Source organism: Caballeronia sp. LZ024 (assembly GCF_031451455.1).
In the GTDB taxonomy this organism is placed as follows: domain Bacteria; phylum Pseudomonadota; class Gammaproteobacteria; order Burkholderiales; family Burkholderiaceae; genus Caballeronia; species Caballeronia telluris.
Genome location: NZ_JARUXL010000004.1, coordinates 157,811 through 181,030, shown reverse-complemented (window position 1 = coordinate 181,030; position 23,220 = coordinate 157,811). Strand labels below are relative to the sequence as shown.

The 23,220-nt window shown below is 64.9% G+C and carries 24 protein-coding genes; 9 read left to right on the top strand and 15 right to left on the bottom strand.

Features of this window, described 5'->3' with window-relative positions; all coding sequences use genetic code 11:
- The first annotated feature begins 78 nt into the window (after nt 1-78).
- On the top strand, nt 79-1,293 hold the full coding sequence (locus tag QCE48_RS23025; RefSeq protein ID WP_309782402.1) for an EAL domain-containing protein: 1,215 nt from the start codon (nt 79-81) through the stop codon (nt 1,291-1,293).
- Here the strand turns inward: QCE48_RS23025 and pip are convergent.
- On the bottom strand, nt 1,290-2,270 hold the full coding sequence (gene pip, locus QCE48_RS23020; RefSeq protein WP_309794331.1) for a prolyl aminopeptidase: 981 nt from the start codon (nt 2,268-2,270) through the stop codon (nt 1,290-1,292). The genes QCE48_RS23025 and pip overlap by 4 nt on opposite strands.
- A 142-nt stretch (nt 2,271-2,412) precedes the next feature.
- Between pip and QCE48_RS23015 the strand changes: the two genes are divergently transcribed.
- Nucleotides 2,413-3,126, top strand: a complete 714-nt coding sequence (locus QCE48_RS23015) for a lysophospholipid acyltransferase family protein (RefSeq protein WP_309782398.1) — start codon at nt 2,413-2,415, stop codon at nt 3,124-3,126.
- An 11-nt stretch (nt 3,127-3,137) separates the two neighbouring features.
- Here QCE48_RS23015 and QCE48_RS23010 read toward each other — a convergent pair whose 3' ends face one another.
- Together QCE48_RS23010 and pcaQ are read right to left on the bottom strand one after the other, a co-directional pair.
- On the bottom strand, nt 3,138-3,506 hold the full coding sequence (locus QCE48_RS23010) for a response regulator (protein WP_309782395.1): 369 nt from the start codon (nt 3,504-3,506) through the stop codon (nt 3,138-3,140).
- Nucleotides 3,507-3,708: 202 nt separating this feature from the next.
- Nucleotides 3,709-4,647, bottom strand: coding sequence for a pca operon transcription factor PcaQ (pcaQ, locus tag QCE48_RS23005; protein ID WP_309782393.1), 939 nt, complete (start codon nt 4,645-4,647; stop codon nt 3,709-3,711).
- A 112-nt stretch (nt 4,648-4,759) separates the two neighbouring features.
- Between pcaQ and pcaH the strand changes: the two genes are divergently transcribed.
- The 3 genes from pcaH to QCE48_RS22990 all read left to right on the top strand — a co-directional run bounded on the left by pcaH (nt 4,760) and on the right by QCE48_RS22990 (nt 6,480).
- Complete coding sequence (gene pcaH / locus QCE48_RS23000) at nt 4,760-5,464, top strand: protocatechuate 3,4-dioxygenase subunit beta (RefSeq protein ID WP_309782391.1); 705 nt, start codon at nt 4,760-4,762, stop codon at nt 5,462-5,464.
- A gap of 3 nt (nt 5,465-5,467) precedes the next feature.
- Nucleotides 5,468-6,058 (top strand): protocatechuate 3,4-dioxygenase subunit alpha, encoded by a 591-nt coding sequence (pcaG, locus tag QCE48_RS22995; protein WP_309782390.1) that lies wholly within the window; start codon nt 5,468-5,470, stop codon nt 6,056-6,058.
- Between the two features lie 92 nt (nt 6,059-6,150).
- The gene (locus tag QCE48_RS22990) at nt 6,151-6,480 is read left to right on the top strand and encodes a DUF2288 domain-containing protein (RefSeq protein WP_309782388.1); all 330 of its coding nucleotides are present in this window, start codon (nt 6,151-6,153) and stop codon (nt 6,478-6,480) included.
- Here the strand turns inward: QCE48_RS22990 and QCE48_RS22985 are convergent.
- Nucleotides 6,477-7,523: a potassium channel family protein gene (locus tag QCE48_RS22985; protein ID WP_309782386.1), complete on the bottom strand. Its 1,047-nt coding sequence runs from the start codon at nt 7,521-7,523 to the stop codon at nt 6,477-6,479. The genes QCE48_RS22990 and QCE48_RS22985 overlap by 4 nt on opposite strands.
- A 122-nt stretch (nt 7,524-7,645) precedes the next feature.
- On the bottom strand, nt 7,646-8,719 hold the full coding sequence (locus QCE48_RS22980) for an AI-2E family transporter (protein ID WP_309782385.1): 1,074 nt from the start codon (nt 8,717-8,719) through the stop codon (nt 7,646-7,648).
- Between the two features lie 356 nt (nt 8,720-9,075).
- Here QCE48_RS22980 and QCE48_RS22975 point away from each other — a divergent pair, with 356 nt between their 5' ends.
- Nucleotides 9,076-9,456 (top strand): OmpA family protein, encoded by a 381-nt coding sequence (locus QCE48_RS22975; RefSeq protein WP_309794328.1) that lies wholly within the window; start codon nt 9,076-9,078, stop codon nt 9,454-9,456.
- Here QCE48_RS22975 and QCE48_RS22970 read toward each other — a convergent pair.
- Genes QCE48_RS22970 through QCE48_RS22960 form a run of 3 tightly spaced genes read right to left on the bottom strand, consistent with a single transcriptional unit; the run spans nt 9,440 to nt 14,276 of the window.
- Nucleotides 9,440-11,449, bottom strand: a complete 2,010-nt coding sequence (locus QCE48_RS22970; RefSeq protein ID WP_309782381.1) for an acetyl/propionyl/methylcrotonyl-CoA carboxylase subunit alpha — start codon at nt 11,447-11,449, stop codon at nt 9,440-9,442. The two genes, QCE48_RS22975 and QCE48_RS22970, sit on opposite strands and share 17 nt — an antisense overlap.
- Before the next feature lie 28 nt (nt 11,450-11,477).
- Complete coding sequence (locus QCE48_RS22965; protein WP_309782380.1) at nt 11,478-13,085, bottom strand: carboxyl transferase domain-containing protein; 1,608 nt, start codon at nt 13,083-13,085, stop codon at nt 11,478-11,480.
- Between the two features lie 9 nt (nt 13,086-13,094).
- On the bottom strand, nt 13,095-14,276 hold the full coding sequence (locus tag QCE48_RS22960) for an isovaleryl-CoA dehydrogenase (RefSeq protein WP_309782378.1): 1,182 nt from the start codon (nt 14,274-14,276) through the stop codon (nt 13,095-13,097).
- Between the two features lie 159 nt (nt 14,277-14,435).
- Between QCE48_RS22960 and QCE48_RS22955 the strand changes: the two genes are divergently transcribed.
- On the top strand, nt 14,436-15,161 hold the full coding sequence (locus tag QCE48_RS22955) for a TetR/AcrR family transcriptional regulator (RefSeq protein WP_309782377.1): 726 nt from the start codon (nt 14,436-14,438) through the stop codon (nt 15,159-15,161).
- Between the two features lie 69 nt (nt 15,162-15,230).
- Here QCE48_RS22955 and QCE48_RS22950 read toward each other — a convergent pair whose 3' ends face one another.
- Nucleotides 15,231-15,896: a TetR/AcrR family transcriptional regulator gene (locus tag QCE48_RS22950; RefSeq protein WP_404982001.1), complete on the bottom strand. Its 666-nt coding sequence runs from the start codon at nt 15,894-15,896 to the stop codon at nt 15,231-15,233.
- Between the two features lie 74 nt (nt 15,897-15,970).
- Here QCE48_RS22950 and QCE48_RS22945 point away from each other — a divergent pair, with 74 nt between their 5' ends.
- Both QCE48_RS22945 and QCE48_RS22940 read left to right on the top strand, forming a co-directional pair.
- Entirely contained in the window at nt 15,971-17,491 is a 1,521-nt protein-coding gene (locus tag QCE48_RS22945) for an MDR family MFS transporter (RefSeq protein WP_309782375.1), read from the top strand.
- Between the two features lie 68 nt (nt 17,492-17,559).
- The gene (locus QCE48_RS22940) at nt 17,560-17,784 is read left to right on the top strand and encodes a hypothetical protein (RefSeq protein WP_309782373.1); all 225 of its coding nucleotides are present in this window, start codon (nt 17,560-17,562) and stop codon (nt 17,782-17,784) included.
- A 3-nt stretch (nt 17,785-17,787) separates the two neighbouring features.
- Here the strand turns inward: QCE48_RS22940 and QCE48_RS22935 are convergent, their stop codons facing one another.
- The 6 genes from QCE48_RS22935 to manD form a co-directional block, all read right to left on the bottom strand.
- Entirely contained in the window at nt 17,788-18,123 is a 336-nt protein-coding gene (locus QCE48_RS22935) for a helix-turn-helix transcriptional regulator (protein ID WP_309782372.1), read from the bottom strand.
- On the bottom strand, nt 18,104-18,481 hold the full coding sequence (locus QCE48_RS22930) for a type II toxin-antitoxin system RelE/ParE family toxin (RefSeq protein WP_309782371.1): 378 nt from the start codon (nt 18,479-18,481) through the stop codon (nt 18,104-18,106). The genes QCE48_RS22935 and QCE48_RS22930 overlap by 20 nt, the downstream gene beginning before the upstream one ends.
- 215 nt (nt 18,482-18,696) lie before the next feature.
- Nucleotides 18,697-19,533 (bottom strand): GntR family transcriptional regulator, encoded by an 837-nt coding sequence (locus tag QCE48_RS22925; protein WP_309782370.1) that lies wholly within the window; start codon nt 19,531-19,533, stop codon nt 18,697-18,699.
- A gap of 25 nt (nt 19,534-19,558) precedes the next feature.
- Nucleotides 19,559-20,857 (bottom strand): MFS transporter, encoded by a 1,299-nt coding sequence (locus tag QCE48_RS22920; RefSeq protein ID WP_309782369.1) that lies wholly within the window; start codon nt 20,855-20,857, stop codon nt 19,559-19,561.
- A 49-nt stretch (nt 20,858-20,906) separates the two neighbouring features.
- Nucleotides 20,907-21,944, bottom strand: coding sequence for an L-idonate 5-dehydrogenase (locus tag QCE48_RS22915; protein WP_309782367.1), 1,038 nt, complete (start codon nt 21,942-21,944; stop codon nt 20,907-20,909).
- Between the two features lie 34 nt (nt 21,945-21,978).
- Nucleotides 21,979-23,187: a D-mannonate dehydratase ManD gene (manD, locus tag QCE48_RS22910; protein ID WP_309782366.1), complete on the bottom strand. Its 1,209-nt coding sequence runs from the start codon at nt 23,185-23,187 to the stop codon at nt 21,979-21,981.
- Between the last annotated feature and the right edge of the window lie 33 nt (nt 23,188-23,220).

Here is a 23,220-nt window from a genome sequence, read left to right as displayed (position 1 = left end):
GTTCGAGCTTCCTCGCATGCGGCTTCTGCCCTCGCTGTTCCGTCGCCGCCCGACCACGCGTCGCGGGCGTCCGGCGTGATGCACACAGCGCATACCTTCGACGGCATCGCGCTCGCCTCGCACCTGCAGCCGATCTTCAGCCTGCCGCACCAGCGCGCGGTCGGCTACGAGGCGCTGCTGCGCGGGATCGCGCCGTCCGGGCCGCTCATCGAGCCGTTCGACCTGTTCGGCAAGGCGATCGTCGAAGGCTCGGTCGCGCTGCTCGACCGCACGAGCCACGCGACGCACCTCGCCAGTGCGGCAACGCGCCTGCCCGCCGCGACCTGGCTCTTTCTGAACATCAATCCGTCGACGTTCACGGACGCAGCCTACGCCGGCGCGCTCGCCGCGCTCGCGCGCGAGTGCGGGCTCGCGCCGGAGCGCATCGTGATCGAAGTGCTGGAATCGGGCGGCACCGAACTTGCCCGGATCGCCCACGCGACGCACGCGTTCCGCTCGCAGGGCTTTCTCGTCGCCGTCGACGACTTCGGCGCCGGCCATTCGAACATCGACCGGCTGCTGACGCTTCGGCCCGATATCGTCAAGCTGGACCGCAGCCTCGTGCGCACGCAGGCCGCCCATCTGCGCGACGCGCTGCTGCCGAAGCTCGTCGGCCTTCTGCACGAGTCGGGCATGTTCGTGGTGGCCGAAGGCATCGAGACGGAGCAGGACCTGCTGCTCGCGGCGCGTTCGAATGTGGATTTCGTGCAGGGCTATCTGTTCGGCCGGCCCGCGCCGGAGCTGGTCCAGACGGCGTCGGCGGCGATGCTCTTCGAGACCGTCTTCGATACGCTCACGCAGATGCGCGACGCCGAGCGCCTCGCGAGCGATCTCCTTCTGATGCCGTACCGCTCGCAACTGAAGGACGCCATCGCGCGCCTCTCGGGCGGCGCGTCGACCGAGGCCGCATGCGCCGCGCTGCTCGCGTTGCCTTGCACGTCGAGCTGCTTCTTTCTCGATGAGCGCGGCCGCGAGTTCACGCCCGCACTGCCCGGCGCGGCGGCGCGGTCACCCGGCGAGCGGTTCGCGCCGATCGCCGATCCGTCGACGGGACGCTGGGACAACCGCGGCTATTTCGCCGACGCCCTCGCCTCGCGCGAACAGCTGATCGCGAGCGCGCCGTATCTGTCGGTGACGGGCGCGTCGCTGTGCGTGACCCTGACGGTCGCCGTGCGCTATCGCGACGTGTGGATCGTCGTGGGCACGGATATCGACTGGCAGAAGCTCTCCGCGCAGGCCGACGCGATTCTCTAGGCAAGCGCCTTCGACAGCGCTTCGGCGCTCGCGCGCAGCGCGGCGACGTTGCCCGGCTCGAAGGTCCAGTGGCCGGCGGCATCGACGATGGAAAGCTCGGCGCCCGGCCAATGCTCCGCGAGTTCGAGCGCCTGATCGGCCGGGCAGACCATGTCGAAGCGGCCATGCACGATATGACACGGCAGATGCGCGATCGCCGGCACGCGCGGCAGCAAGGGCTCGGGCGGCAACTCGTTTGCCATGTAGTGACGTTCGAGCAGCGCCATCGAGATAGCCGGCGCGTTGGATTCCCCCGTCTCCTTTTTCTCTTCCGCCGGTTTTTCGGGCGCCGGCGCCGGCTTGTTCACGACCGACAGCGTCGTCTCATACGCCGTCCACGCGCGCGCGAGCCGGGCGCCGGCATCGTCGAAGCGCGCGAGCGGCGCTTCTGCGAGCGTCAGGATCTCCGCGGCGCTGCGCGGACGCCGGCCGCACGCCGCTTCGATCGCATCGAGAAAGCGGCGGTGCGCGTCCGGGAACACGCGGCGCACGTCCCACAGGAACCAGTCGATGTCTTCGCGCCGCGCGAGGAACACGCCGCGCAGCAGGAAGCCGAGACAGCGTCCCGGATGCGCGATGCCGTAGGCGAGACCGAGCGTCGTGCCCCACGAGCCGCCGAAGAGCGCCCACTTGTCGATGCCGAGCGCGACGCGCAGCTTCTCCATGTCGCCGACGAGCGCGTCGATGCCATTGTGTTCGAGCTTGCCGAACGGCGTGGACTTGCCGCAGCCTCGCTGGTCGAAGAAGACGATCCGCCACTTCGATGCATCGAGCACCTCGGCCCACTTGACGTTCATCGCGCCGCCCGGGCCGCCGTGCACGACGAGCATCGGCGGCATGTCGCGCGGACCCTGCGCGCGCCAGTAGATCGTGTGGCCCTCACCGACATCGAGCATGCCTTCTTCGAAATCGACGGGTTGTGCTGTCGACTCTTGCACCATAAATTCTCCTTCGATCGAAACAAGCGTATGTGCCGCAGCATAAGCCATCGGGCCAGACACGCGCCGCATGTCGGGCTATGCTTCGGGTGGTCCGCGCGACCCGCGATCCTTACCCCTTCCTTTCTTTCAAAGCGTTTCGATGCACCGAACATTCGTCAAGCGGCTTTTCTCCACTTATCTTCTCGGCAGCGGCATCGTCTGGTCGATCCTGATTCTGCCTCTGTTTCCGTTCGTCGGGCGGCGCGGCCGCTACTGGCTCGCGAGGCTCTGGTGCCGCGCGATGGTCGCGATGCTGCGCGTGATCTGCGGCATCACGTGTTCGGTCGAAGGGCTCGAACATCTGCCGGACGGGCCGTTCATCATGCTGTGCCGCCATGAATCGACCTGGGAAACGCTCGCGTTCATGGCGCTCTTCCCGCGCCGGATCAGCTTCGTCTTCAAGCGCGAACTCAAGCGCGTGCCGTTCTTCGGCTGGGTGCTGGTCGGACTCGACATGGTGAGTCTCGATCGCGGATCGCTGCGCCAGGCGCATCAGGCCGTCACGCGCGAATGCGCCGACAAGCTCGCGAAAGGCGACGCCGTGGTGATCTTTCCCGAAGGCACGCGCGTGGCGCACGACACGCCGCTCAAGCTTGCGTCCGGTGGCGTGCGGCTCGCGTGCGCGACGCGGGTGCCGGTGGTGCCGGTCGTTCACGATGCCGGCAAGGTCTGGCCGGCGAAGGGCTGGCCCGAGGGACCGGGGCACATCCGCGTGATCGTCACGCCGACGCTGCCGCTCGACTGCACGATCCCGCAGGAATTGAACAAGCTCGCGCAAGCGCAGATGGACGAGGCGCTCGCCGAGCTGCGATAAGCCGCAAGCGTTCAGTAAAGCGGCCGCACTTTCGCGGCGCAAAGCCGGTTGACCGCCGAGAGCAGCGTCTCCATGTCGACGGGCTTTTGCAGATAGCCGTCGTAGCTCACGAAGGCCGGCGGATTCGGATGACCCGAGATCATCAGGAAGGGAATCCTTGCAAACGCCGTGTCGTTTTTCATCGTCTGGCAGAGCAGCGCGCCGCCTAGGCCGGGCATCATCCAGTCGGAGACGACGATGTCGACGGGATGCTCCGCGAGAAGCGCGAGTGCCGCATTGCCGTCGTAGGCGCAGAGCACCGTGCAATCCGCGTCCTGCATGCAGATCGTCCAGGCTTCGATGGTGGCGGGGTCGTCGTCGACGAGCAGTACGGTCTTCATCTTCCTTAAAGTTGGCGGCAGGTTGACAACGAGATTCACTGCGCGAAAGCGGCCGGCGGCATGCTCTGCCATCTGACCGCGGGACACGTCGTTTGTTGCACCAGTATCGCCCGAAAACGCCATACGCGCCGGTTTCCTCGTAGCATTGAACGCACCCGGTAACTTGTGCCCAGCAACGCCGTCGCGCCGCACGCCGCACCGGCTATTTCGTACCGATGCGCGCGCGGCCCGCGTCGCGAATCGCATCGATCAAACTTTCCTCGACGGGCGTGCGCGCGGCGTCGGTGCGGCGGATCAGGCCGATGGGTTCGTCGGTGCCCGCGAACGGCATCGCGAGCGCGGCGAGCAGCCCGAAAGCGATGTCGCGCTCGACGGCGCCCGCCGGCACGAACCAGACCGCATCGTTGTTGAGCGCGAGCGCGCGCCCGAGCGAGACCGACAGCGTCTCCACGAACGCCGTCAGCGCGTGTGCGCCGAAGGCCGTCAGCACGCTCTCCGCCGACTGCCGGATCAGCGTGCCGAACGGCGGCACGACGACCGGAAAGCGCGCGAGCAGCGCCGGCGTGAGCGGCGCCTCCAGGGTGAGCGGATGCTCGCGCCGCACGACGACCGCGAGCGGCTCGCGATACACCTGCTCGAACGAAAGCCCGTGCATGCCCTCCGGATCGGACACGCGCCCGATCACGAAATCCACTTCGCCGGCCTTCAGCCGCGCGAGCAGTTGCGCGTTGGCATCGGTCCATACGCTCACCGACACCGCCGGCCATTGCGCCCGGAACTCCGCCAGCGCGCGCGGCAGGAGCGCGGTCGCCACGGTCGGCAGGATGCCGATCGCGACCGTCCCCGGCACATCGCCGCTTTCGCGCAGCAGCACATCGACGCCCTCGCGCAGCGCCGCCACGCACGCGCTCGCATGCGGCGCAAACAGACGCCCCTCGCGCGTCGGCACGGCACCGCGGCGACCACGCTCGAAGAGCCGGACGCCTAGAATGGATTCGAGTTCGCCGATCGTCTTCGACACCGCCGGCTGGGTGATCGACAGACTGTCGGCGGCTCGCTGGACGCTGCCTAGCTGCGTCACGGCCAGGAAACACTGAAGATGCCGGAATTTAACGCGCGTATTGGTGAAGTCGTTATCCATGACGAATCGTTATGGCAAGAAGCATAAAACATCATTTTCCATAACTTCGAAGCTTCGTTAAAGTAGGCTTCAGAAATATCCCATTGACCCACAAATAACAGGAGACAGTCGAATGACTTCACCGATCCTCACACCGCGCGACTGGGAATCGCATCCGCCCTACTGCTCGCCCGGATACCGCTCTTCAGTGCTGCGCAGCCCGTCGCGTCCGCTCATCCCGCTGAAGGAAAACCTGCGCGACCGTCGCGTGCCGGTGTACGGCGCGGAAGACCTCGGCGCGCTCGACAACGACCTCACGAAGAACGCGGCGAAGAACGGCGATCCGCTCGGCGAACGCATCATCGTGACGGGCCGTGTGCTGGACGAAGGCGGCCGCCCGGTGCGCAACACGCTGGTCGAGATCTGGCAGGCGAACGCCGCCGGACGCTACGTCCACAAGGCCGACCAGCACGACGCCCCGCTCGATCCGAACTTCCTCGGCGCGGGCCGCTGCATCACCGACAACGAAGGCCGCTACCGCTTCCTGACCATCAAGCCGGGTGCGTATCCGTGGGGCAATCATCCGAACGCCTGGCGGCCGAACCACATCCACTTCTCGCTTTTCGGCGAGTACTTCGGCTCGCGGCTCGTCACGCAGATGTACTTCCCCGGCGACCCGCTGCTCGCGCTCGACCCGATCTACCAGGGCATTCCGGAGCAATCGCGCGAACGCCTGGTCTCGCGCTTTTCGATCGACACGACGGAAGAAGCCTATGCGCTCGGCTACGAATTCGACATCGTGCTGCGCGGCCCTGACCAAACCCCGACCGAGGCCTGAACCATGACCGCACTGAAACAGACCCCCTCGCAGACGGTCGGACCGTACTTCGCCTACGGCCTGTGCCCCGAGCAGTACAACTTCGACCTGAAGAGCCTTTTCACGCCGTCGATCGCGGACCGCGAAGCGAAGGGCGAGCACATTTCGGTCGTCGGCAACGTCTACGACGGCGAAGGCAAGGTGGTCGGCGATGCCGTCATCGAAATGGCGCAGGCCGATTCGACCGGGCATTACGTCCAGACCGTCGAGGAAGCGCGCGAGTCGGGCTTTCGCGGATTCGCGCGCGTGGGCACCGGCACCGACCCGAAGCTGCGTTTCGTCGTGGACACGGTGAAGCCCGGCAAGACCGGCGACGACGCTGCGCCGCACATCGACGTCATCGTGCTGATGCGCGGCATGCTGCTGCACGCGTACACGCGCATCTACTTCGACGACGAAAGCGAAGCCAACGCGAAGGACACCGTGCTCGCGAGCGTTCCCGAAGAACGGCGCGCCACGCTGATCGCGAAGCGCGAGCCGGGCACGTCGAGCACGATCTACCGTTTCGACATTTATCTGCAAGGCCCGCAAGAGACCGTTTTCTTCGATCTCTGATGCTGCATCGGGGCGCGCGAATGCGGGGCGTCCGGCACATGGTTTATAGTGTCGGACGCATCAAATCCGACTCATTTCGACGCCCCGCCGCCATGTCCGAAGCACCTTCCCCCTCCCCGCTCTACGCCAAGCTCCTCGGCGAAACCGCGCAGATCGGCTGGTCCGAACTCGAACGCTTTTTCGCGCGCGGCGTGCTCATCAAGGTGGCGCGCGATCTCGACCTCGTCAGTGTTGCCGAAAGCGTCGCCAGCGACGATACGAAACAGGTCGCGCAATGGCTGTCGGCCGGGCTGATCGAACGCGTTCAGGCCGAAACAGCCGCCGATTTCGCCGCGCGCGATCCGGAATTGTGGGCCGTCGTAGTGTCGCCGTGGGTGTGCGTGCAGGAGCGCGCCGGCAAGCCGTCGCAAGCGGCGAACTAGGCCACCGGCTTCCCTTCGCCCCGCGAGGAGCGGATCATCACGAGCGTATCGCCCGCCTCGATCGCGACGTGCGGGTCTTCGTAGAACTCCATCACCTTCCCGTCGCGCGCCAGTCCGACGACGATCGCGCCTTTCACCTCGTTGGTCATCTGCCCGATCTCCGCGGGCAACGCCACGCGTTCGAGCAGCGTGACGCGTCCGCGCGCCTGCAGCATGTCGGAGACGAACGGGACGACATAGCGCGTTTCCACCGCGTCGGCGAGCAGCAGGCCGCCGATCTTCGTCGACGAAACGATCACGTCGGCGCCCGCCTGCCGCAACTGCCGCTGGAACACGTGCTCCTGAACCCGCACGACGATCTTCACCTTCGGCGCGAAGCTGCGCACCGAGAGCGTGACGAGGATCGCGGTCGGGTCGTCGGTGACGGCGACGATCACCGCATGCGCCCGCGCGACCTGCGCCTCGCGCAGGATGTCCTCGCGCGACGGATCGCCGAGCAGGCCCGTCACGCCGGCCGACGTCGCCGCCTCCAGCGCGGCCTCGCTGGTATCGATCACGATGATGCGGCGCGCGTCGGTGCCGCTTTCCAGCAGTTCGCGCACCGCGATCGACCCGGCAAGCCCGTAGCCGCACACGAGAATGTGTTCGCGCAGGTTTCGTTGCAGACGCTTCATGCGATATTCCTCGACGATGCGCTGGATCACCAGTTGATACGCGGTGCCCAGGAAGATGAACCAGATGATGACGCGGATCGGCATGATGAGCAGCGCATCGACGAGACGCGCCCGCGCCGTCACCGGCACGATGTCGCCATAGCCGACGGTCGCGACCGTCACCATCGTGAAATAGACGACATCGACGAAATTCATCGATTCGTTGGGCTGCTTCGATGCGTCGCGCAACCCGTCCCGGTCGATGTAGAGAATGGCGAACGCAAGCAGGCACAGCGCGAACACAAGGTAGATGCGCCGCAGCAGCAGGCGTTGCGGCGAGACGGCCGGGCGCGTGAAGAGCGTGCGCGCGTGCCGCGGCTGCCACGGCATGCGCGCGCTGCGCGGCAAACGCGGGCGCGGTTTCGGCGAGGGTCGCGGAGAAGACAAGTCAGTCGCTCGAAGGGTTCCGGGATCGGGAGATTCTACCGCCTGAAAGCCGTCCGACCGGCGCTTCATCGCACCCAGTCGGTCCAGAGCACGACGAGGATCGTCATCAGCGCCGGGCCGATGAAAAGCCCGATCAGCCCGAAGGTCTCGGCGCCGCCGAGAATCCCGAACAGCACGAGCAGGAACGGCAGGCGCGTCGATCCGCCGATCAGCACCGGCCGCACGAAATGCTCCGCGATGAACACCACGACGAGCCCGAACGCCGCGACGCCGATCGCCGCGCCCGTCGCGCCTTGCGCGAGCAGCCACAGCGCCGAGCCGAGGAAGACGATCGGCGCGCAGAACGGCAGCATCGCGGCGACGGCGGTCAGCATGCCGAGCAGCGTCGCGTGCGGCACGCCGGTGATCGCGTAGGCGATGCCGAGGAGCGCGCCCTCGCCCAGCCCCACGACGACGAGACCCACGACCGTGCTGCGCACCGAGTCGGCCATGCGCCGCGCGAGCATTGCGCCGTCGGCGCCGAACGCGCGCCGCGATGCCGCGAACAGTTGCTCGCCGAGCCTCGATCCCGCCTGGAAAATGAAGAACAGCGTGACGAGCATGAACCCGAAGATAATGAGGCCGTGCGCGAGCCGTCCGCCGAAGTGGCGCGTCATTTCGACGAAGCTCGCGCTGTGCAGCTTCTGCACCGCCGGCGACGATTCGAGCGGCGTCGCCAGATTTGCCGACCACCACGACGCGACCTGCTGCGAGCCCATCGGCAGGCGCTCGACCCACTCGGGCAGCGCGATGCCGGAGCGCAGCACGTCGTGGAGCCAGTGCAGCGTATCGCGCGCTTCGCTCGCCGCCTGCGTCGCGACGATCACGAACGGCACGACGAACAACAGCCCGACGGCCGCCGTCAGGCCGATGGCGACCAGCGACGTGTGCCGGCCGAGCCACGGCCGGCGCGTGAGCCAGCCGAAGGCGGGCCACAGCGCGATCGCGATCACGGCGGCCCAGACGACCGCGGGGATGAACGAACTCATCGTCCAGAGCGCCAGCGCGACCAGCGCGGCGTACAGCACCGCCGATGCCGACCGTTGCAGGCGCTTCGCGCGGACTTCCTCGTCGGTGGAAATGTGCTCGTGTTGGATCATTGCGTGGGTTCGGGTGCGCGTGGTTCGGGACGAACGGCGCGCCGGCCAGGTCCGGCGCGCGCTGCATTGTATGCTCACGCTTGCAAGGATGGATCGCGCGTCGTTGGCCGGTCGGCCATGCGCCTATGTTCTTTTACAAAGTGCGGCGGTCCATTACATATAATCAGACCTAACTTGCTTCGGGCAATCCGCTACGTAAGGTCGCTGTGACAGCCATTCGAACCATCAGCAGCTTGTGTGTGCTCTCCGTTTTCGTCGCCGGCTGTTCGTCCGGTCTCGACCGGTCGCGCGAAGACGCCCTGAATGCCCGATACGGCGTCGTCCTGCATCCGGGGAAGGATGGCGTGGAAATTCGCATGTCCGAAGCGACGCTCTTCGAAACCGACGACGCGTCCATCCGCCCCGCCAGCGCGCCGATGCTCGACCGCGCCGCGGCGCTCCTCAAACGCAGTTCGCGGCCGATTCTGGTCGAAGGCCACACCGACAACGAAGGCACGCGTGCGTATAACGACTCGCTTTCCGCGGCACGCGCCGAGGCGGTCGCCGATGCGCTCGTCGCACGCGGCGTGCCTGCCGCGCGCATCCGGACAAAGGGAATGGCCTACCTCCAGCCGATCGCCAGCAACAACACGCCCGAGGGGCGTGCGTTGAACCGGCGCGTGGAGATTCTGGTCAAGGCCGAGACGACGGAAACGCTGGTCGGTCCGCGCAAGCGGACGCTTAGCTGGCTTCCATGACGAGCAGTTGGGCACCGTCGGCAACCTGATCGCCGACGCTGAAGAGAATCTCGCCGACCTTGCCGCCCGAAGGCGCCACGATCGTGTGCTCCATCTTCATCGCCTCCATCACGAGCAGCGGCGCGCCCTTTTCCACCGAAGCCCCCGTTTCCACAAGCACCGCGATGACCTTGCCCGGCATCGGCGCGGTCAGACGCCCTTCGTGTTCCGCGTCGGCGGCGTGGGCCATCAGGTTCTGCCATTCGAACGCGAGCGATGCGCCCTGATAGAACACGTGAAACACATCGCCGTCGATGAACACGCGGCCCTTGATGAGCGTGTCGTCGAGCAGCACCGCGAACGTATGCGGCTCGTCGCCATGCGACCAGTCGAAGCGCACGTTCTCGCCGAGCAGTTCGAGGCGCTTGTCGTTGACGTGCATCGCCGTCGAGTCGCGCGTGAAGACCGCTTGCAGCGTTTCATCGGTGGCGATTGCGCGCCAGTTCAGGTCCTGCGCGTAGCCGCCCGCCATGCGCCAGTGCGACAGCGCGTCCCACGGGGAATTGCCGTGCGCCTCGCCGCCTTCGCGCGTCAGCAAGGCGGCACAGGCCAGCGCAAGCGCTTCTTTTTGCGGCACGGTGGAAGGCGCGAACAGCGTGTCGTGATGTCGCTCGATCAGGCCGGTATCGAGATCGCCCGTCGAGAACGGCTCGCTTGCGACGATTCGCTGCAAAAACTCCACGTTCGTGTGCGGCCCGACCACTTCGAATTCACGCAACGCGCGCGCCATCAACGCGAGCGCATCGGCGCGATCGCGGCCGTGCACGATCAGCTTGGCGATCATCGGATCGTAGAACGGCGTGATGGTGTCGCCTTCGCGCACACCGCTGTCGATCCGAACTTTGCCGTTTATCGTGAACTGATCCGACTGCGGCATGCGCAGATGCCTGAGCGTACCCGTCGACGGTAAAAATCCGCGCGACGGATTTTCCGCGTAGATGCGCGCTTCGATCGCATGTCCGTCGACTTCGAGTTCCTGCTGTTTCAATGGCAGCGGTTCGCCCGACGCGACCTTCAGTTGCCATTCGACGAGATCGAGATTCGTGACCATCTCGGTCACTGGATGCTCGACCTGCAAGCGCGTGTTCATCTCCATGAAGTAGAACTGGCCGTCCTGCGTCATGATGAATTCGACGGTGCCCGCGCCCACGTAATTTACCGCGCGCGCCGCGGCGACGGCGGCTTCGCCCATCGCGCGGCGCACTTCATCAGTGAGGCCCGGCGCGGGCGCTTCTTCCAGCACCTTCTGATGCCGGCGCTGCACCGAGCAATCCCGATCGAACAAATAGACGATGCCGCCTAGTTTGTCCGCGAAAACCTGCACTTCGACGTGGCGCGGACGCAGCAGATACTTCTCGATCAGCACGCGATCGTTGCCGAAACTCGACGCCGCCTCGCGCTTGCACGAAGCAAGCGCCGCCGCGAAATCCGCACTCTTTTCGACGACGCGCATGCCCTTGCCGCCACCGCCCGCGCTCGCTTTCAGCAGCACCGGATAGCCGATGCGGTCGGCTTCCTTCTGCAAAAGCGCTGCGTCCTGGTCGTCGCCGTGATACCCAGGCACCAAAGGCACCGACGCCGTCTGCATCAGCGCCTTCGCCGCCGCCTTCGATCCCATCGCGGAGATCGCCTCGACCGGCGGGCCGATGAACACCAGCCCCGCCTTGTCGCAGGCACGCGCGAAGTCCTCGTTCTCCGACAGGAAACCGTAGCCGGGATGGATCGCCTGCGCGCCCGTTTTCAGCGCGGCGTCGATGATGCGCTCGATGCGCAGGTAGCTTTCGCCCGCCGCCGCACCGCCGACGTGCACCGCCTCGTCGCACACGGCGACGTGCTTCGCTTTGGCATCGGCATCGGAATAGACGGCGACGCTCGCGATACCCATGCGCTTTGCCGTCGCGGCGACGCGGCACGCGATCTCGCCGCGATTCGCGATCAGAATTTTGTTGAACATGGCGGAGCCTTGAGTAAGAGAGGGAGCATCACATCCGGAACACGCCGAAACGCGTGTCCTCGATGGGCGCGTTCATCGTCGCGGCGAGCCCGAGACCGAGGACGTCGCGCGTCTGCGCGGGATCGATCACGCCGTCGTCCCATAGACGCGCGCTCGCGTAATACGGATGCCCCTGAACCTCATACTGCTCGCGGATCGGCGCCTTGAACGCCTCCTCCCCTTCCTTCGACCAGCTTCCGCCCTTGCCTTCGATGCCGTCGCGCCGCACGGTCGCAAGCACCGATGCCGCCTGTTCGCCGCCCATCACCGAGATGCGCGCGTTCGGCCACATCCACAGGAAGCGCGGCGAATACGCGCGGCCGCACATGCCGTAGTTGCCCGCGCCGAACGACCCGCCGATGATCACCGTGAACTTCGGCACCTTCGCCGTCGCCACTGCCGTGACCATCTTCGCGCCGTTGCGCGCGATGCCTTCGTTCTCGTACTTGCGCCCGACCATGAAGCCCGTGATGTTCTGCAGGAACACGAGCGGAATCTTGCGCTGACAGCATAGTTCGATGAAATGCGCGCCCTTCAACGCCGACTCCGAGAACAGAATGCCGTTGTTCGCGACGACCCCGACGGGATGGCCCCAGATATGCGCGAAACCGCAGACGAGCGTCGTGCCGTAGCGGGCCTTGAATTCGTCGAAGGCAGAATCGTCGACGATGCGCGCGATCACTTCGCGCACGTCGAAGGGCTTGCGGGTATCGACGGGGATCACGCCGTAGACGCTTTGCGGGTCGTAGCGCGGCGGCAGCGGTTCTTTCAGCGCGAGCGGTGGCGTCTTCACGCGATTCAGATTCCCGACGATACTGCGCGCGATGCCCAAAGCATGCGCGTCGTTCTGCGCGAGATGATCGACGACACCGGACAGACGCGTGTGCACGTCGCCGCCGCCGAGGTCTTCGGCGCTGACTTCCTCGCCGGTCGCGGCTTTCACCAACGGCGGGCCGCCGAGGAAAATCGTCCCCTGATTCTTCACGATGATCGATTCGTCGCTCATCGCCGGGACATAGGCGCCGCCCGCCGTGCACGAACCCATCACGACCGCGATCTGCGCGATGCCCTGCGCCGACATGTTCGCCTGGTTATAGAAGATGCGCCCGAAGTGGTCGCGATCGGGGAACACGTCGTCCTGATTTGGCAGATTCGCGCCGCCAGAATCCACGAGATAGACACACGGCAGACGGTTCTGCTCCGCGATTTCCTGCGCGCGCAGATGCTTCTTGACCGTGACCGGATAGTAGGTGCCGCCCTTGACCGTGGCGTCGTTGCAGACGATCACGCATTCCTGCCCCGCGATGCGCCCGATGCCCGTGATGACGCCCGCACCCGGCGCGTCGTCGTTGTACATGCCGTAGGCCGCGAGTTGCGACAGTTCCAGAAACGGCGTGCCCGGATCGAACAGTTGCGCGATGCGGTCGCGCGGCAGCAGCTTGTTACGCGAAACGTGCTTGTCGCGGGCCGCCTGTCCGCCACCGAGCGAGAGTTTCGCGACTTTCTCTTTCAAATCTGCGACGAGCGCTTCGAGCGCCGCCGCGTTCGTGCGGAACTCTTCTCCGCGCGGATTCAGTTTGGTTTCGATGATCGGCATGGTGCGCTCTTATGCCGTTTCAGCGAAGAGTTCGCGCCCGATCAGCATCCGGCGGATTTCGCTCGTGCCCGCGCCGATTTCATAGAGCTTCGCATCGCGCCACAAACGCCCAACCGGATATTCGTTGATATAGCCGTTGCCGCCGAGAATCTGGATCGCTTCGCCGGCCATCCACGTCGCCTTTTCGGCGGTGTAGAGAATCACGCCCGCGCAGTCCTTGCGCACTTGGCGGACGTGGCCCGAGCCGAGCGTATCGAGCTGGCGGCCGACCGCGTACAAATAGGCGCGGCACGCCTGCAGCGTCGTATAAAGATCGGCGACCTTGCCCTGAATCAGCTGGAATTCGCCGATGGCTTGCCCGAACTGCTTGCGATCGTGGATATACGGCACGACCGCGTCCATGCACGCGAGCATGATGCCGGTCGGCCCGCCGGCCAGCACGGCGCGCTCGTAGTCGAGCCCGCTCATCAGCACCTTCGCGCCGCCGTTCAGTTGGCCGAGGATATTTTCCTTCGGCACTTCGACATTCTCGAACACGAGTTCGCCCGTATGCGAGCCGCGCATGCCGAGCTTGTCGAGCTTCTGCGCGACCGAAAAGCCCTTCATGCCCTTTTCGACGATGAACGCCGTGATGCCCTTCGCGCCCGCTTCGATGTCCGTTTTCGCGTAGACGACGAGCGTGTCGCAGTCTGGGCCGTTGGTGATCCACATCTTGGTGCCGTTGAGCACGTAGTGGTCGCCCTTTTCGTCGGCGCGCAGCTTCATGCTGACGACGTCCGAGCCCGCATTTGGCTCGCTCATCGCGAGTGCGCCGACGTGCTCGCCGGAAACGAGCTTCGGCAGGTACTTGCGCTTCTGCGCCTCGGTGCCGTTGCGGTGAAGCTGGTTCACGCACAGGTTCGAATGCGCGCCATACGACAACCCGACCGACGCCGACGCCCGCGAAATCTCCTCCATCGCGACCATGTGCGCGGTGTAGCCCATGTTCGCGCCGCCGTATTCCTCGGAGACCGTCATGCCGAGCACGCCGAGATCGCCGAACTTCTTCCACAGATCCATCGGAAACTGGTCGGTACGGTCGATTTCGCCGGCGCGCGGCGCGATTTCCTTCGCGCAGAAGTTCGCGAGCGAATCGCGCAGCATATCGATGTCTTCGCCCAGCGCGAAGTTCAGGCCCGGAATGTCAGTCATGGGTGTCTCCTCCAGATTCATGTTTTCGGCGCACGTAAATATGAGTGCTGCTCACACCGTGCGCGCCGCAAGCGTATTGAGCAATTTCACGCTCAATTGCGCTGGCCGTCAACACATTTTTGAGCTACGCTCACATTTGTTCCCGTGTTTTCCCGCGCCATGTCCGCCCCTACCTCCGTATCCAGCCGACGCACGCCGTCGGGCGTCAAATCGCAGCAACGCGTGAAGGACATCCTTCAGGCGGGACGCGACGTCTTCGCCGAAAAAGGCTACGACGCCGCCACCAGCGCCGAGATTGCGCAGCGCGCGGGCATTTCCGAAGCGACGGTGTTCAGCTATTTCAGCGGCAAGCGCGAACTGTGCGCCCGGGTGATCGCGGACTGGTACGACGAAATCATCCAGGCGTTCGAAACGGGCCTGCCGCGCGACGGCTCCGTGCGTCAGCAGTTCGCTTTCATCGTGAGGACGCATTTGCGCTTGATGCTCGTGAACGGAACGGGGCTGTGCTCGCTGGTGCTGTCGGAAGGGCGCACGAAGCAGCACGATCTCAGCGACACGCTCACGGAATTGCAGCGCCGCTACACCGCGCCGCTTATGAATGTCCTCGCGCGCGGTCAGGAACTCGGGCACGTGCGAGGCGACATTCCGCTGAGGCTGATGCGCTCGCTCGTCTTCGGGCCGATGGAGCATGTGCTGTGGGATGCCACGCTCGCGAAGCGTCGTCTGAGTCAGACTCAGATCGACACGACGGCGAACGAACTGATCGACGTGCTGTGGGCCGCGCTGCAACCGCCGGACGCGAACGCAGCGGCGCTCGTGCAATTCCGGCAGGACGTGGAAGACGCCTCGCGGCGCTTCGAAGAGGAAACCAGGCGCGCTACTTGATGAAGCGCCGCGCAAGGCGCGGGAGCTTCGGCACGAGCCTCGGCCAGTCGCGATCCGTCGCCGCGACGGTTATACCGGCCCAACCCCGTGCGTCAGCAGCGCGACCGCGTGTCGCGCAATCTGCTCGCTCGTCAGATGCCGGCCGGCTTCGCGCCATTTCCAGGTCGCAAGCGGAAACACCGTCAGGCCGAACAGCGACACGAACACCAGCGACGGCTCCAATTGCGGATTCAGCTTTCCCTCCTTCTGCCATTGCTCGATGCGCGCGATGGTCGACTCTTTCTCGTCGCCGAAGCGCTCGGCCATGCGCTGTCTGAGCAAGCCGCCATCGCTGATGACTTCGCGCACCCACAGCGCCGCGAACCACGGATGCTTGTCGACCGTGGCGACGAGCGCTTCCGCAAAAGCGCGCAACGCGTCGGCGGGCTCGGCCTCGGGATCGGCGAACGCGCGGCCCAGTTCGGTGCGCAAGGGGATAAAACGTTCGTCGATCAGCACGTCCAGCAACTGATCGCGCGTCTTGAAGTAATAGTGAAACATCGCGGGCGTCACGCCCGCCTCGCGCGCGATCGCGCCGAGCGTCGTCTCGACGATGCCCTGTTTAGCGAACATCCCGAGCGCGAGGTCCAGCAGACGCTCGCGCGCGTCGGCGCCGTGCGCACCGCTCGGCCGCCCGGGGCGCCGTCCGGCCTTGGGCGGCGCGGCTTTGTCAGTTTCGGTAACAACTTTTGTCATGAGATCCATTGACCGGACAGAAGACGAAGCCTAATATTAACTTCCACATTAATTAATTTCAATCGAGTCATTCGATGGCATCTTTGCACCAAACCGCAGCGGACGCCTCGCCCGCCGCTGCGCAACCCGCTGAACGGCCGCCGATCCGCCTGCTTTTCACGGCGCTGTTGCTCGTCATGCTGCTCGGCGCGCTCGACCAGACGATTGTCTCCACCGCCCTGCCGACCATCGTCGGCGAACTCGGCGGGCTTGAGAATCTGTCCTGGGTGGTGACGTCGTATCTGCTTACCTCGACGATCGTTGTGCCGCTTTATGGCAAGTTCGGCGACCTGTTCGGCCGCAAAGTCGTGTTGCAGGCGTCGATTCTGATCTTTCTCGCCGGCTCCATTCTGTGCGGCGTCGCGCAGGACATGACGCAGTTGATCGTGCTGCGCGCGTTGCAGGGCCTCGGCGGCGGCGGACTGATGGTCATCACGATGGCCGCCATCGCCGACGTGATCCCGCCCGCCGAACGCGGCCGCTATCAGGGCCTCTTCGGCGGCGTCTTCGGACTCGCGACCGTGGTCGGTCCGCTCGTGGGCGGCTTTCTGGTCGAGCATCTGTCGTGGCGGTGGATTTTTTACATCAACGTACCGCTCGGCGTGATCGCGCTCGTCGTGATCGGGCTCGTTTTCAAGCCGCACACGGCGCATGTGCGCCACAAGGTCGACTACATGGGCGCGGCGTTTCTCGCGTCCGCCCTTACCTGCATCATCCTGTTTACGAGTCAGGGCGGCACGCTGCTGCCGTGGAGTTCGCCGCAGTTGTGGTGCACGCTCCTGCTCGGGCTGATTTCGATTGGCGGCTTCGTCTACGAAGAACGGCTCGCCGCCGAACCGATCATGCCGCTGTCGCTTTTCACGGATCGCACCTTCGTGCTGAGCGGGCTGATCGGCTTTATCATCGGCTTTTCGCTGTTCGGCTCGGTCACGTTCCTGCCGCTTTATCTGCAGGTGGTGAAAGGTTCGACGCCGTCGCAAGCCGGCCTGCAAGTCACGCCGATGATGGCCGGCGTGCTCTTCTCGTCGATCGTGAGCGGGCGGCTGATCAGCCGCATCGGCAAATACCGCGCGTTTCCGATTGCCGGCACCGCGCTCGTCGCCTGCGCGATGCTCTTGCTCTCGACCCTGCAGATCGCGACGCCGGTGCATGTGATGTATGGCTACATGGCGCTGCTCGGCCTCGGCCTCGGCATGGTGATGCAGGTGCTGGTGCTTGCCGTGCAAAACGCCGTGGAATTTCGCCTGATCGGCGTGGCGACTTCCGGCGCGACGCTGTTTCGCTCGATCGGCGGTTCGGTAGGCGTTGCGGCTTTCGGCGCGATCTTCTCGAACGGACTGCGCTCGCGGCTCGAAGCAGCGATCCCGGCGGGCGTCGAACTGCCGCGCTCGCTCGGGCCGCAGGCGATCCAGCACCTGCCCGCCGCGCTCCACGACGACTATCTGAATGCCTTCGCCGCCTCGATGCATACCGTGTATCTCGTTGCGGCGGGCGTCGTATTGATTGCGTTCGTGCTCGCGTGGTTTCTGAAGGATCAGCCGCTGCGCAAGCGTTAAGGCCGCGCGCGATTCTCCTGCGGGAGCGCCGGTGTATGCTTGCGCTCCCGAATTCAGGAGGACGCTTCATGTGTCATGGCAAATGGCTGATCGTGCCGGCATTCTTTGCGCTGGTCTCATTTTCGACGCTCGCGCAGGCCGAGACCTATCACTTCGCGGAAGACGAGTCTTCGATGCCGGTCCGACATTCGACCGCTCATCCGAAGGCTCAAAGCACACACACCGGGAAGAAGCACACAAGCCAGCGTCACCGTGCCTCGCAAACCGACAAGGCGCTTTACGGGCATCCGTGAAATTCAGGCCACCGCAAGCACGAGGTGTCCGGTTTCTGCGGCGGCCGGTTTGACCGAGATTTCGATGTCGTAACCAAGGCGCGTGAGGCAATCCATCAGCTTGCGCTCGGAGAAATTGGCGAAATCGCCGCGCAGCAAGCCCGACACCTTCGGCTGCGCGATGCCCATGCGGCGCGCCGCTTGTTCCTGCGTGAATTCGAGACGCCGGATCGCCTTGGCGATCTCGAACACGAGCCCGGACTTGATCTTGAGTTTTTCCGCGTCGGGCAAACCGAGGTCGGCAAAGACGTTGCCCGAACCGATCTCGAATTCGACGCCTTCAATGATACGTTTTCCCACTTCTTAGCTCCTTCGCCAGGGTTTCCGCCAGTTTCAGCCGCGCATGGACGATGTCCATTTCTTCGACAGGCGTGGCCGTGCCGCATTTACTCTTCTTCTGGAAACAATGCAGCACGAACACGGCCTCGCGATCACGCACGGTATAGACCGCGCGATACGTCCCGCTGGCCTCGTCTTCCACAACTTCCAGCACGCCCGCGCCGCTGAAGCCGCGCATTGTCTGTACTGACTGGTGGCGCCCGCCGCGCTGCGCGACGTCGAGCGCGTGACCGAAAAACTGCCGCACTTCCGCAGGAAGCGCGCACAGATCCTTTTTGCTGCTGCCGACCCAGATGAGCGGCCTTTCATCCGACTGCATGTATTTATACTCGAACTGGTATGAGCATGCAAGTCGCTTTTTTCGCGACTCCCGAACGCGCCACGAAAAACAACAGGAATGCAAAGTCATGGCGCCGGGTCGAGCATCGCGCGTCGGCAGGAATGGAACAATTCGGCCGAATGGCCTACGCAAAACAAAACGCCTTGCGGCGCAAGCCGCAAGGCGTCGAGGTGAAGCTCAGTGAGGATGAGCGCTCAGGTGGCGAGCGGCACGCGTTCGGGTTCGTCGGCTTCGAACCAGTCGGGATTGCGCGCGGCGATCGGGTGCAAGGAAATTAGGATCTCGCGCAGATGCGCGCGCATCGCTTCTTCGGCGAGCGACGGATCGTGCGCCTTCAGCGCGCTGACGATCCGCGCATGCTGCCGAATCAACAAGTCGAGCGGCGAAACGTCGGGAAGGCTCAGATAACGCACGCGATCCATCTGTGCCTTGATGTCCTGAATCGTGTTCCACGCGGCCACGCAATCGATCGACTGCGCGATCAGGAAGTGGAACTGCTCGTCGAGCGCGAGGAACGCAGCGGTATCGTTTGCCTTCGCCGCCGCCTTTTGCTCGCGCAGGTTGGCGGCGAGTTCGTCGAGCTGCGCCTCGGTGATCGCGATCGCGGCCTTGCGCGCCACCGCCGTCTCGATTGCCTCGCGAATGAAGCGACCTTCCCGCACCTGACGCGGCGAGATCTTCTTGACGAACGTGCCGCGCTGCGGCAGCACCTGCAGCACGCCTGCCTCGACGAGCTTGATGAACGCCTCGCGCACCGGCTGCCGCGAGACGTTGAACATCTCCGACACTTCCTTCTCCGAGAGCGGCGTGCCCGGCGCCATCTCGCCCGCGAAAATCGCCTGGCGCAGCGCACGGAAAATCTGCTTGCCGATGGGCTCGTGCGAATCGAACGATACCTTCTCCGTGAGATCGGGAAGCGGCGTCTTCGGTTGAGCCGTGAGTGCGCGGCGCGCGCGTCCACGCTTTATCGGAGCGGCAGTGTCGGGCGCACCCACACTGTCGAGCGGTACGGCTGGAGAAACGCTTGTCATGGGCAGTCTTTCGGAACGCTGTCTATCACGATACTATCACGCGCCCCGCTGCGGTTTTCAGCGTGCGCGGCTCGCGGATGAACACCAGCGCACACAACGCGCCGAGCACCGCGATCGCTCCGGCCAGCACGAACGCGCTGCCGTAGTGACCGTTCGTCGCCTGCACGATGAAGCCCGTCACCGCCGGTCCGATGATGCCCGCGAGGTTCGCAAGCAGGTGCACGAAGCCGCCCACGCCGCCGACGTTCTCGCGCCGCACCGTGTCCTGGATGACGGCCCAGTAGACCGAGCCCGTCACGTACAGGAAGAAGATCGACACCGACATCAGCGCGACCGCGCCCTGCATGCTCGCGACGCGTCCCGCGAAGCCGACGCACACCGCCGCCGCGCCGAGACACACGGAAAGCACGATGCGTCGCGAGAGCAGCGGCTTGCCGGTGAGACGCAGGATGAAGTCGGTGATGAAACCGCCCGCCGCCAGCCCGATGCTGCCGAGCACCCACGGAATGACCGTCGCGATGCTCATGTCGTGCAGCGACATGTGGTGCGCTTCGGTCAGGTAGGTCGGGAACCACGAGAGGAAGAAGAACAGCACGTAGTTGTATGCGAAGAACGCGAACGCCGTGGCGAGGATGATCGGCTGCTTCAGGTAGAAGCCGAGACCCGTCTTCTGACCCGCGGGCGCCTGTTCCATCGACGATGCCTGCTGCTGCCCCTCGACGATCAGGTCGAGTTCATCGGCCTTCACGTGCTTGTTCTGCTGCGGGTGTTCGGTGGTCGTGAGCGTCCACAGCACGAGCCACGCGAGCCCGAACAGCATGATGACGACGAACGCCCAGCGCCAGCCGAACTGAATCGCCATATAGCCGACGACCGGCCCCGCGAGCGCCCCGCCGAGCGGCGTACCCGAACTGATGACGCCGATCGCGCTCGCCACTTCGCGGCGCGGGAACCAGTTGTTCACCATCTTGCTGTTCGACGAGCTGAACGGGCCTTCGCCCATGCCGAACAGCACGCGCAGCACGATCAGCGAGACGAGTCCACCCGCGAGCGCGGTCGCGCCGCAGAAGATCGACCAGATGCCCATCGCGCCGCCGAACACTTTCTTCGCGCCATACTTGTCCGAGGCCACGCCGCCGATGAAGTTGAACAGCGCATAGCCGACGAAAAAGCTGCTGAACACGATGCCCATCTGCGCATGCGAAAAGTTCAGGTCTTTCTGGATGAGCGGCGCGGCGATCGAAAGCGCGGCGCGATCGAGGTAATTGATGATGCCCGCCAAAAACAGCAGGCCGACGACGAACCATCGCTGGCTCTTGATCATGGTGAGTCTCCGGTTGCGCCGCCTCTTGCCGGGCGGTTAGTGCGAGAGGTTAGTCGAAATGCAGATGGACTTTCATCGACTGGTTGCGGTCATGCGCGACTTCGAACGCGCGATTCGCTTCTTCGAGCGGAAACGCGTGCGTCATAAGCGGGCGCAAGTCGATCTTGTGCGCGCCGAGTTCTTCGGCGGCGACCGCGTATTCGTCGGTGAAACGAAACGAGCCGCGATAGCACAGCTCCTTCGACATCACGAGATTCGCCGCCACCGGCGACTGTCCCGCCGGCAGGTTGCCGACCTGGATCACCGTGCCGCCGGCGCGAGCGGCGCGCAATGCAGTGTCGAGGCCGGCGGTGCTGCCCGACGCTTCGAGCACGACATCGAACGTCCCGCGCTGCTGCGCCCACTGGTCGATGCGCGCCTGATCGCTGGCGAGTACGGTTTCGTCGGCGCCGAGCGTCGTCGCCATCTGGAGCGCCTTCTCCGCGAGATCGAGCGCGACGATGCGATGCGCGCCCGCCCGCTTTGCCACCGCCAGCAAAATGCAGCCGATCGGTCCGCACCCGACCAGCAACACCTTCGCGCCGACGAGCGTGCCGGCCTGCCGCAGCGCGTGCAAGGCGACGGCGAGCGGCTCGGCCATCGATGCCTGCGCGAAGTCCAGGCCATCCGGCACCGGCACGCACTGATGCGCGTTCACTGCGATGTACTGTCGGAACATGCCCTGCATGTGCGGAAACGTCGATGCGCTGCCCATGAAGCGCATGTTCAGGCAGTGATTCGGCATGCCTTTGACGCAATATCGGCACACGCCGCAGTTGAGTCCCGGATTCACCGCGACGCGCTGGCCGACGGCAAGACCGCTAACGCCCTCGCCGAGCGCGGCGACTTCGCCCGCGACCTCATGGCCGAGCACGAACGGCTCGCGCACCGCGAAGTCGCCGCTCTTGCCCTTGAAGTAGTAAGAGAGATCCGACCCGCAGATGCCGCCCGCGCGCACGCGGATCTGCACCTGGCCGGGCTGCGGCTCGGGCGCGTCGAGTTCGTCGATGAGAAGTTTTTTCGGTTCGTGAAGAACGGCTGCAAACATCGTGATGCTCCTTATATGCTTGACGTGCGAGTGCTTACCAGTTCCAGAGCGTGCCGTCTTCGAGCCGCGCGACCGGCAGATACGCCGGGTCGTATGGATAGCGCGCGGCCGCTTCGTCGTCGATATCGACGCCGTGGCCCGGCGCCTCGCCCGGATGCATCGTTCCGCGATCGAAACTCCACGCATGCGGGAAGACGTCGAGCGCTTCCTTCGGAAATCCCATGTATTCCTGCACGCCGAAATTCGGCACCCACAGGTCGAAGTGCAGCGCCGCGCCCATGCACACCGGCGACAGATCGGACGGCCCGTGACATCCCGTGCGCACCTGATACAGCGAAGCGAAATCGGCGATGCGCTTCAGATGCGTGATGCCGCCCGCGTGCGTGAGCGTCGCGCGGATGTAGTCGATCAACTGCTCTTCGATCAGCTGCTTGCAGTCCCAGATGCTGTTGAACACTTCGCCCACCGCGATCGGCGTGACCGTGTGCTCGCGGATCAGGCGGAAGCCGGCCTGATTCTCGGCGGGCGTCGGATCTTCCATCCAGAAGAGGCGATACGGCTCGACCGATTTGCCGAGTCGCGCCGCTTCGATCGGTGTCAGGCGGTGATGGACGTCGTGCAGCAGATGCGAATCGAAACCGAACTTGTCGCGCACGGCTTCGAAGAGTTTCGGCACGAAGTCGAGATACTTCTCCGACGACCAGCTCTGCTCTTCCACCGCGCCTTTCGTCGCGGGCTCGTACATGCCGCTGCCTTTCGACACGCCATACACCGAGCGCATGTTCGGCACGCCGCACTGGATGCGGATCGCCTTGTAGCCTTGTTCGAGATGCTCTTCATAGCGGTCGAGCGCTTCGGGAATGTCGCGGCCCGTCGCGTGACCGTAGACCATCACGCCTTCGCGCGACGCGCCGCCCAGAAGCCGGTACAGCGGCAGATTCGCGACCTTGCCGAGAATGTCCCAGAGCGCCATGTCGACGGCGGCGATGGCGCTCATCGTCACCGGGCCGCGACGCCAGTACGCGCCCTTGTAAAGAAACTGCCAGATGTCCTCGATGCGTCCCGGATCGCGCCCGATCAGGAGCGGACACACGTGGTCCGTCAGATACGAAGCGACCGCGAGTTCGCGGCCATTGAGCGTGGCGTCGCCGATGCCGTAGACGCCCTCGTCCGTCACCACTTTCAGCGTGACGAAGTTGCGGCCCGGACACGTGACGATCACATCGGCGCGGACGATTTTCATGGGGATTTCCTTGAGTGGCAGTCGTTGGAACGG

Bases quoted from the DNA above. Each gene is read 5' to 3' on its own strand.
- QCE48_RS23025 (WP_309782402.1), top strand. From the start codon at position 79: ATGCACACAGCGCATACCTTCGACGGCATCGCGCTCGCCTCGCACCTG.
- QCE48_RS23015 (WP_309782398.1), top strand. From the start codon at position 2,413: ATGCACCGAACATTCGTCAAGCGGCTTTTCTCCACTTATCTTCTCGGC.
- QCE48_RS23010 (WP_309782395.1), bottom strand. From the start codon at position 3,506: ATGAAGACCGTACTGCTCGTCGACGACGACCCCGCCACCATCGAAGCC.
- pcaQ (WP_309782393.1), bottom strand. From the start codon at position 4,647: ATGGATAACGACTTCACCAATACGCGCGTTAAATTCCGGCATCTTCAG.
- pcaH (WP_309782391.1), top strand. From the start codon at position 4,760: ATGACTTCACCGATCCTCACACCGCGCGACTGGGAATCGCATCCGCCC.
- pcaG (WP_309782390.1), top strand. From the start codon at position 5,468: ATGACCGCACTGAAACAGACCCCCTCGCAGACGGTCGGACCGTACTTC.
- QCE48_RS22990 (WP_309782388.1), top strand. From the start codon at position 6,151: ATGTCCGAAGCACCTTCCCCCTCCCCGCTCTACGCCAAGCTCCTCGGC.
- QCE48_RS22985 (WP_309782386.1), bottom strand. From the start codon at position 7,523: ATGCCGTGGCAGCCGCGGCACGCGCGCACGCTCTTCACGCGCCCGGCC.
- QCE48_RS22980 (WP_309782385.1), bottom strand. From the start codon at position 8,719: ATGATCCAACACGAGCACATTTCCACCGACGAGGAAGTCCGCGCGAAG.
- QCE48_RS22975 (WP_309794328.1), top strand. From the start codon at position 9,076: ATGTCCGAAGCGACGCTCTTCGAAACCGACGACGCGTCCATCCGCCCC.
- QCE48_RS22970 (WP_309782381.1), bottom strand. From the start codon at position 11,449: ATGTTCAACAAAATTCTGATCGCGAATCGCGGCGAGATCGCGTGCCGC.
- QCE48_RS22965 (WP_309782380.1), bottom strand. From the start codon at position 13,085: ATGCCGATCATCGAAACCAAACTGAATCCGCGCGGAGAAGAGTTCCGC.
- QCE48_RS22960 (WP_309782378.1), bottom strand. From the start codon at position 14,276: ATGACTGACATTCCGGGCCTGAACTTCGCGCTGGGCGAAGACATCGAT.
- QCE48_RS22955 (WP_309782377.1), top strand. From the start codon at position 14,436: ATGTCCGCCCCTACCTCCGTATCCAGCCGACGCACGCCGTCGGGCGTC.
- QCE48_RS22950 (WP_404982001.1), bottom strand. From the start codon at position 15,896: ATGACAAAAGTTGTTACCGAAACTGACAAAGCCGCGCCGCCCAAGGCC.
- QCE48_RS22945 (WP_309782375.1), top strand. From the start codon at position 15,971: ATGGCATCTTTGCACCAAACCGCAGCGGACGCCTCGCCCGCCGCTGCG.
- QCE48_RS22940 (WP_309782373.1), top strand. From the start codon at position 17,560: ATGTGTCATGGCAAATGGCTGATCGTGCCGGCATTCTTTGCGCTGGTC.
- QCE48_RS22930 (WP_309782371.1), bottom strand. From the start codon at position 18,481: ATGCAGTCGGATGAAAGGCCGCTCATCTGGGTCGGCAGCAGCAAAAAG.
- QCE48_RS22925 (WP_309782370.1), bottom strand. From the start codon at position 19,533: ATGACAAGCGTTTCTCCAGCCGTACCGCTCGACAGTGTGGGTGCGCCC.
- QCE48_RS22920 (WP_309782369.1), bottom strand. From the start codon at position 20,857: ATGATCAAGAGCCAGCGATGGTTCGTCGTCGGCCTGCTGTTTTTGGCG.
- QCE48_RS22915 (WP_309782367.1), bottom strand. From the start codon at position 21,944: ATGTTTGCAGCCGTTCTTCACGAACCGAAAAAACTTCTCATCGACGAA.
- manD (WP_309782366.1), bottom strand. From the start codon at position 23,187: ATGAAAATCGTCCGCGCCGATGTGATCGTCACGTGTCCGGGCCGCAAC.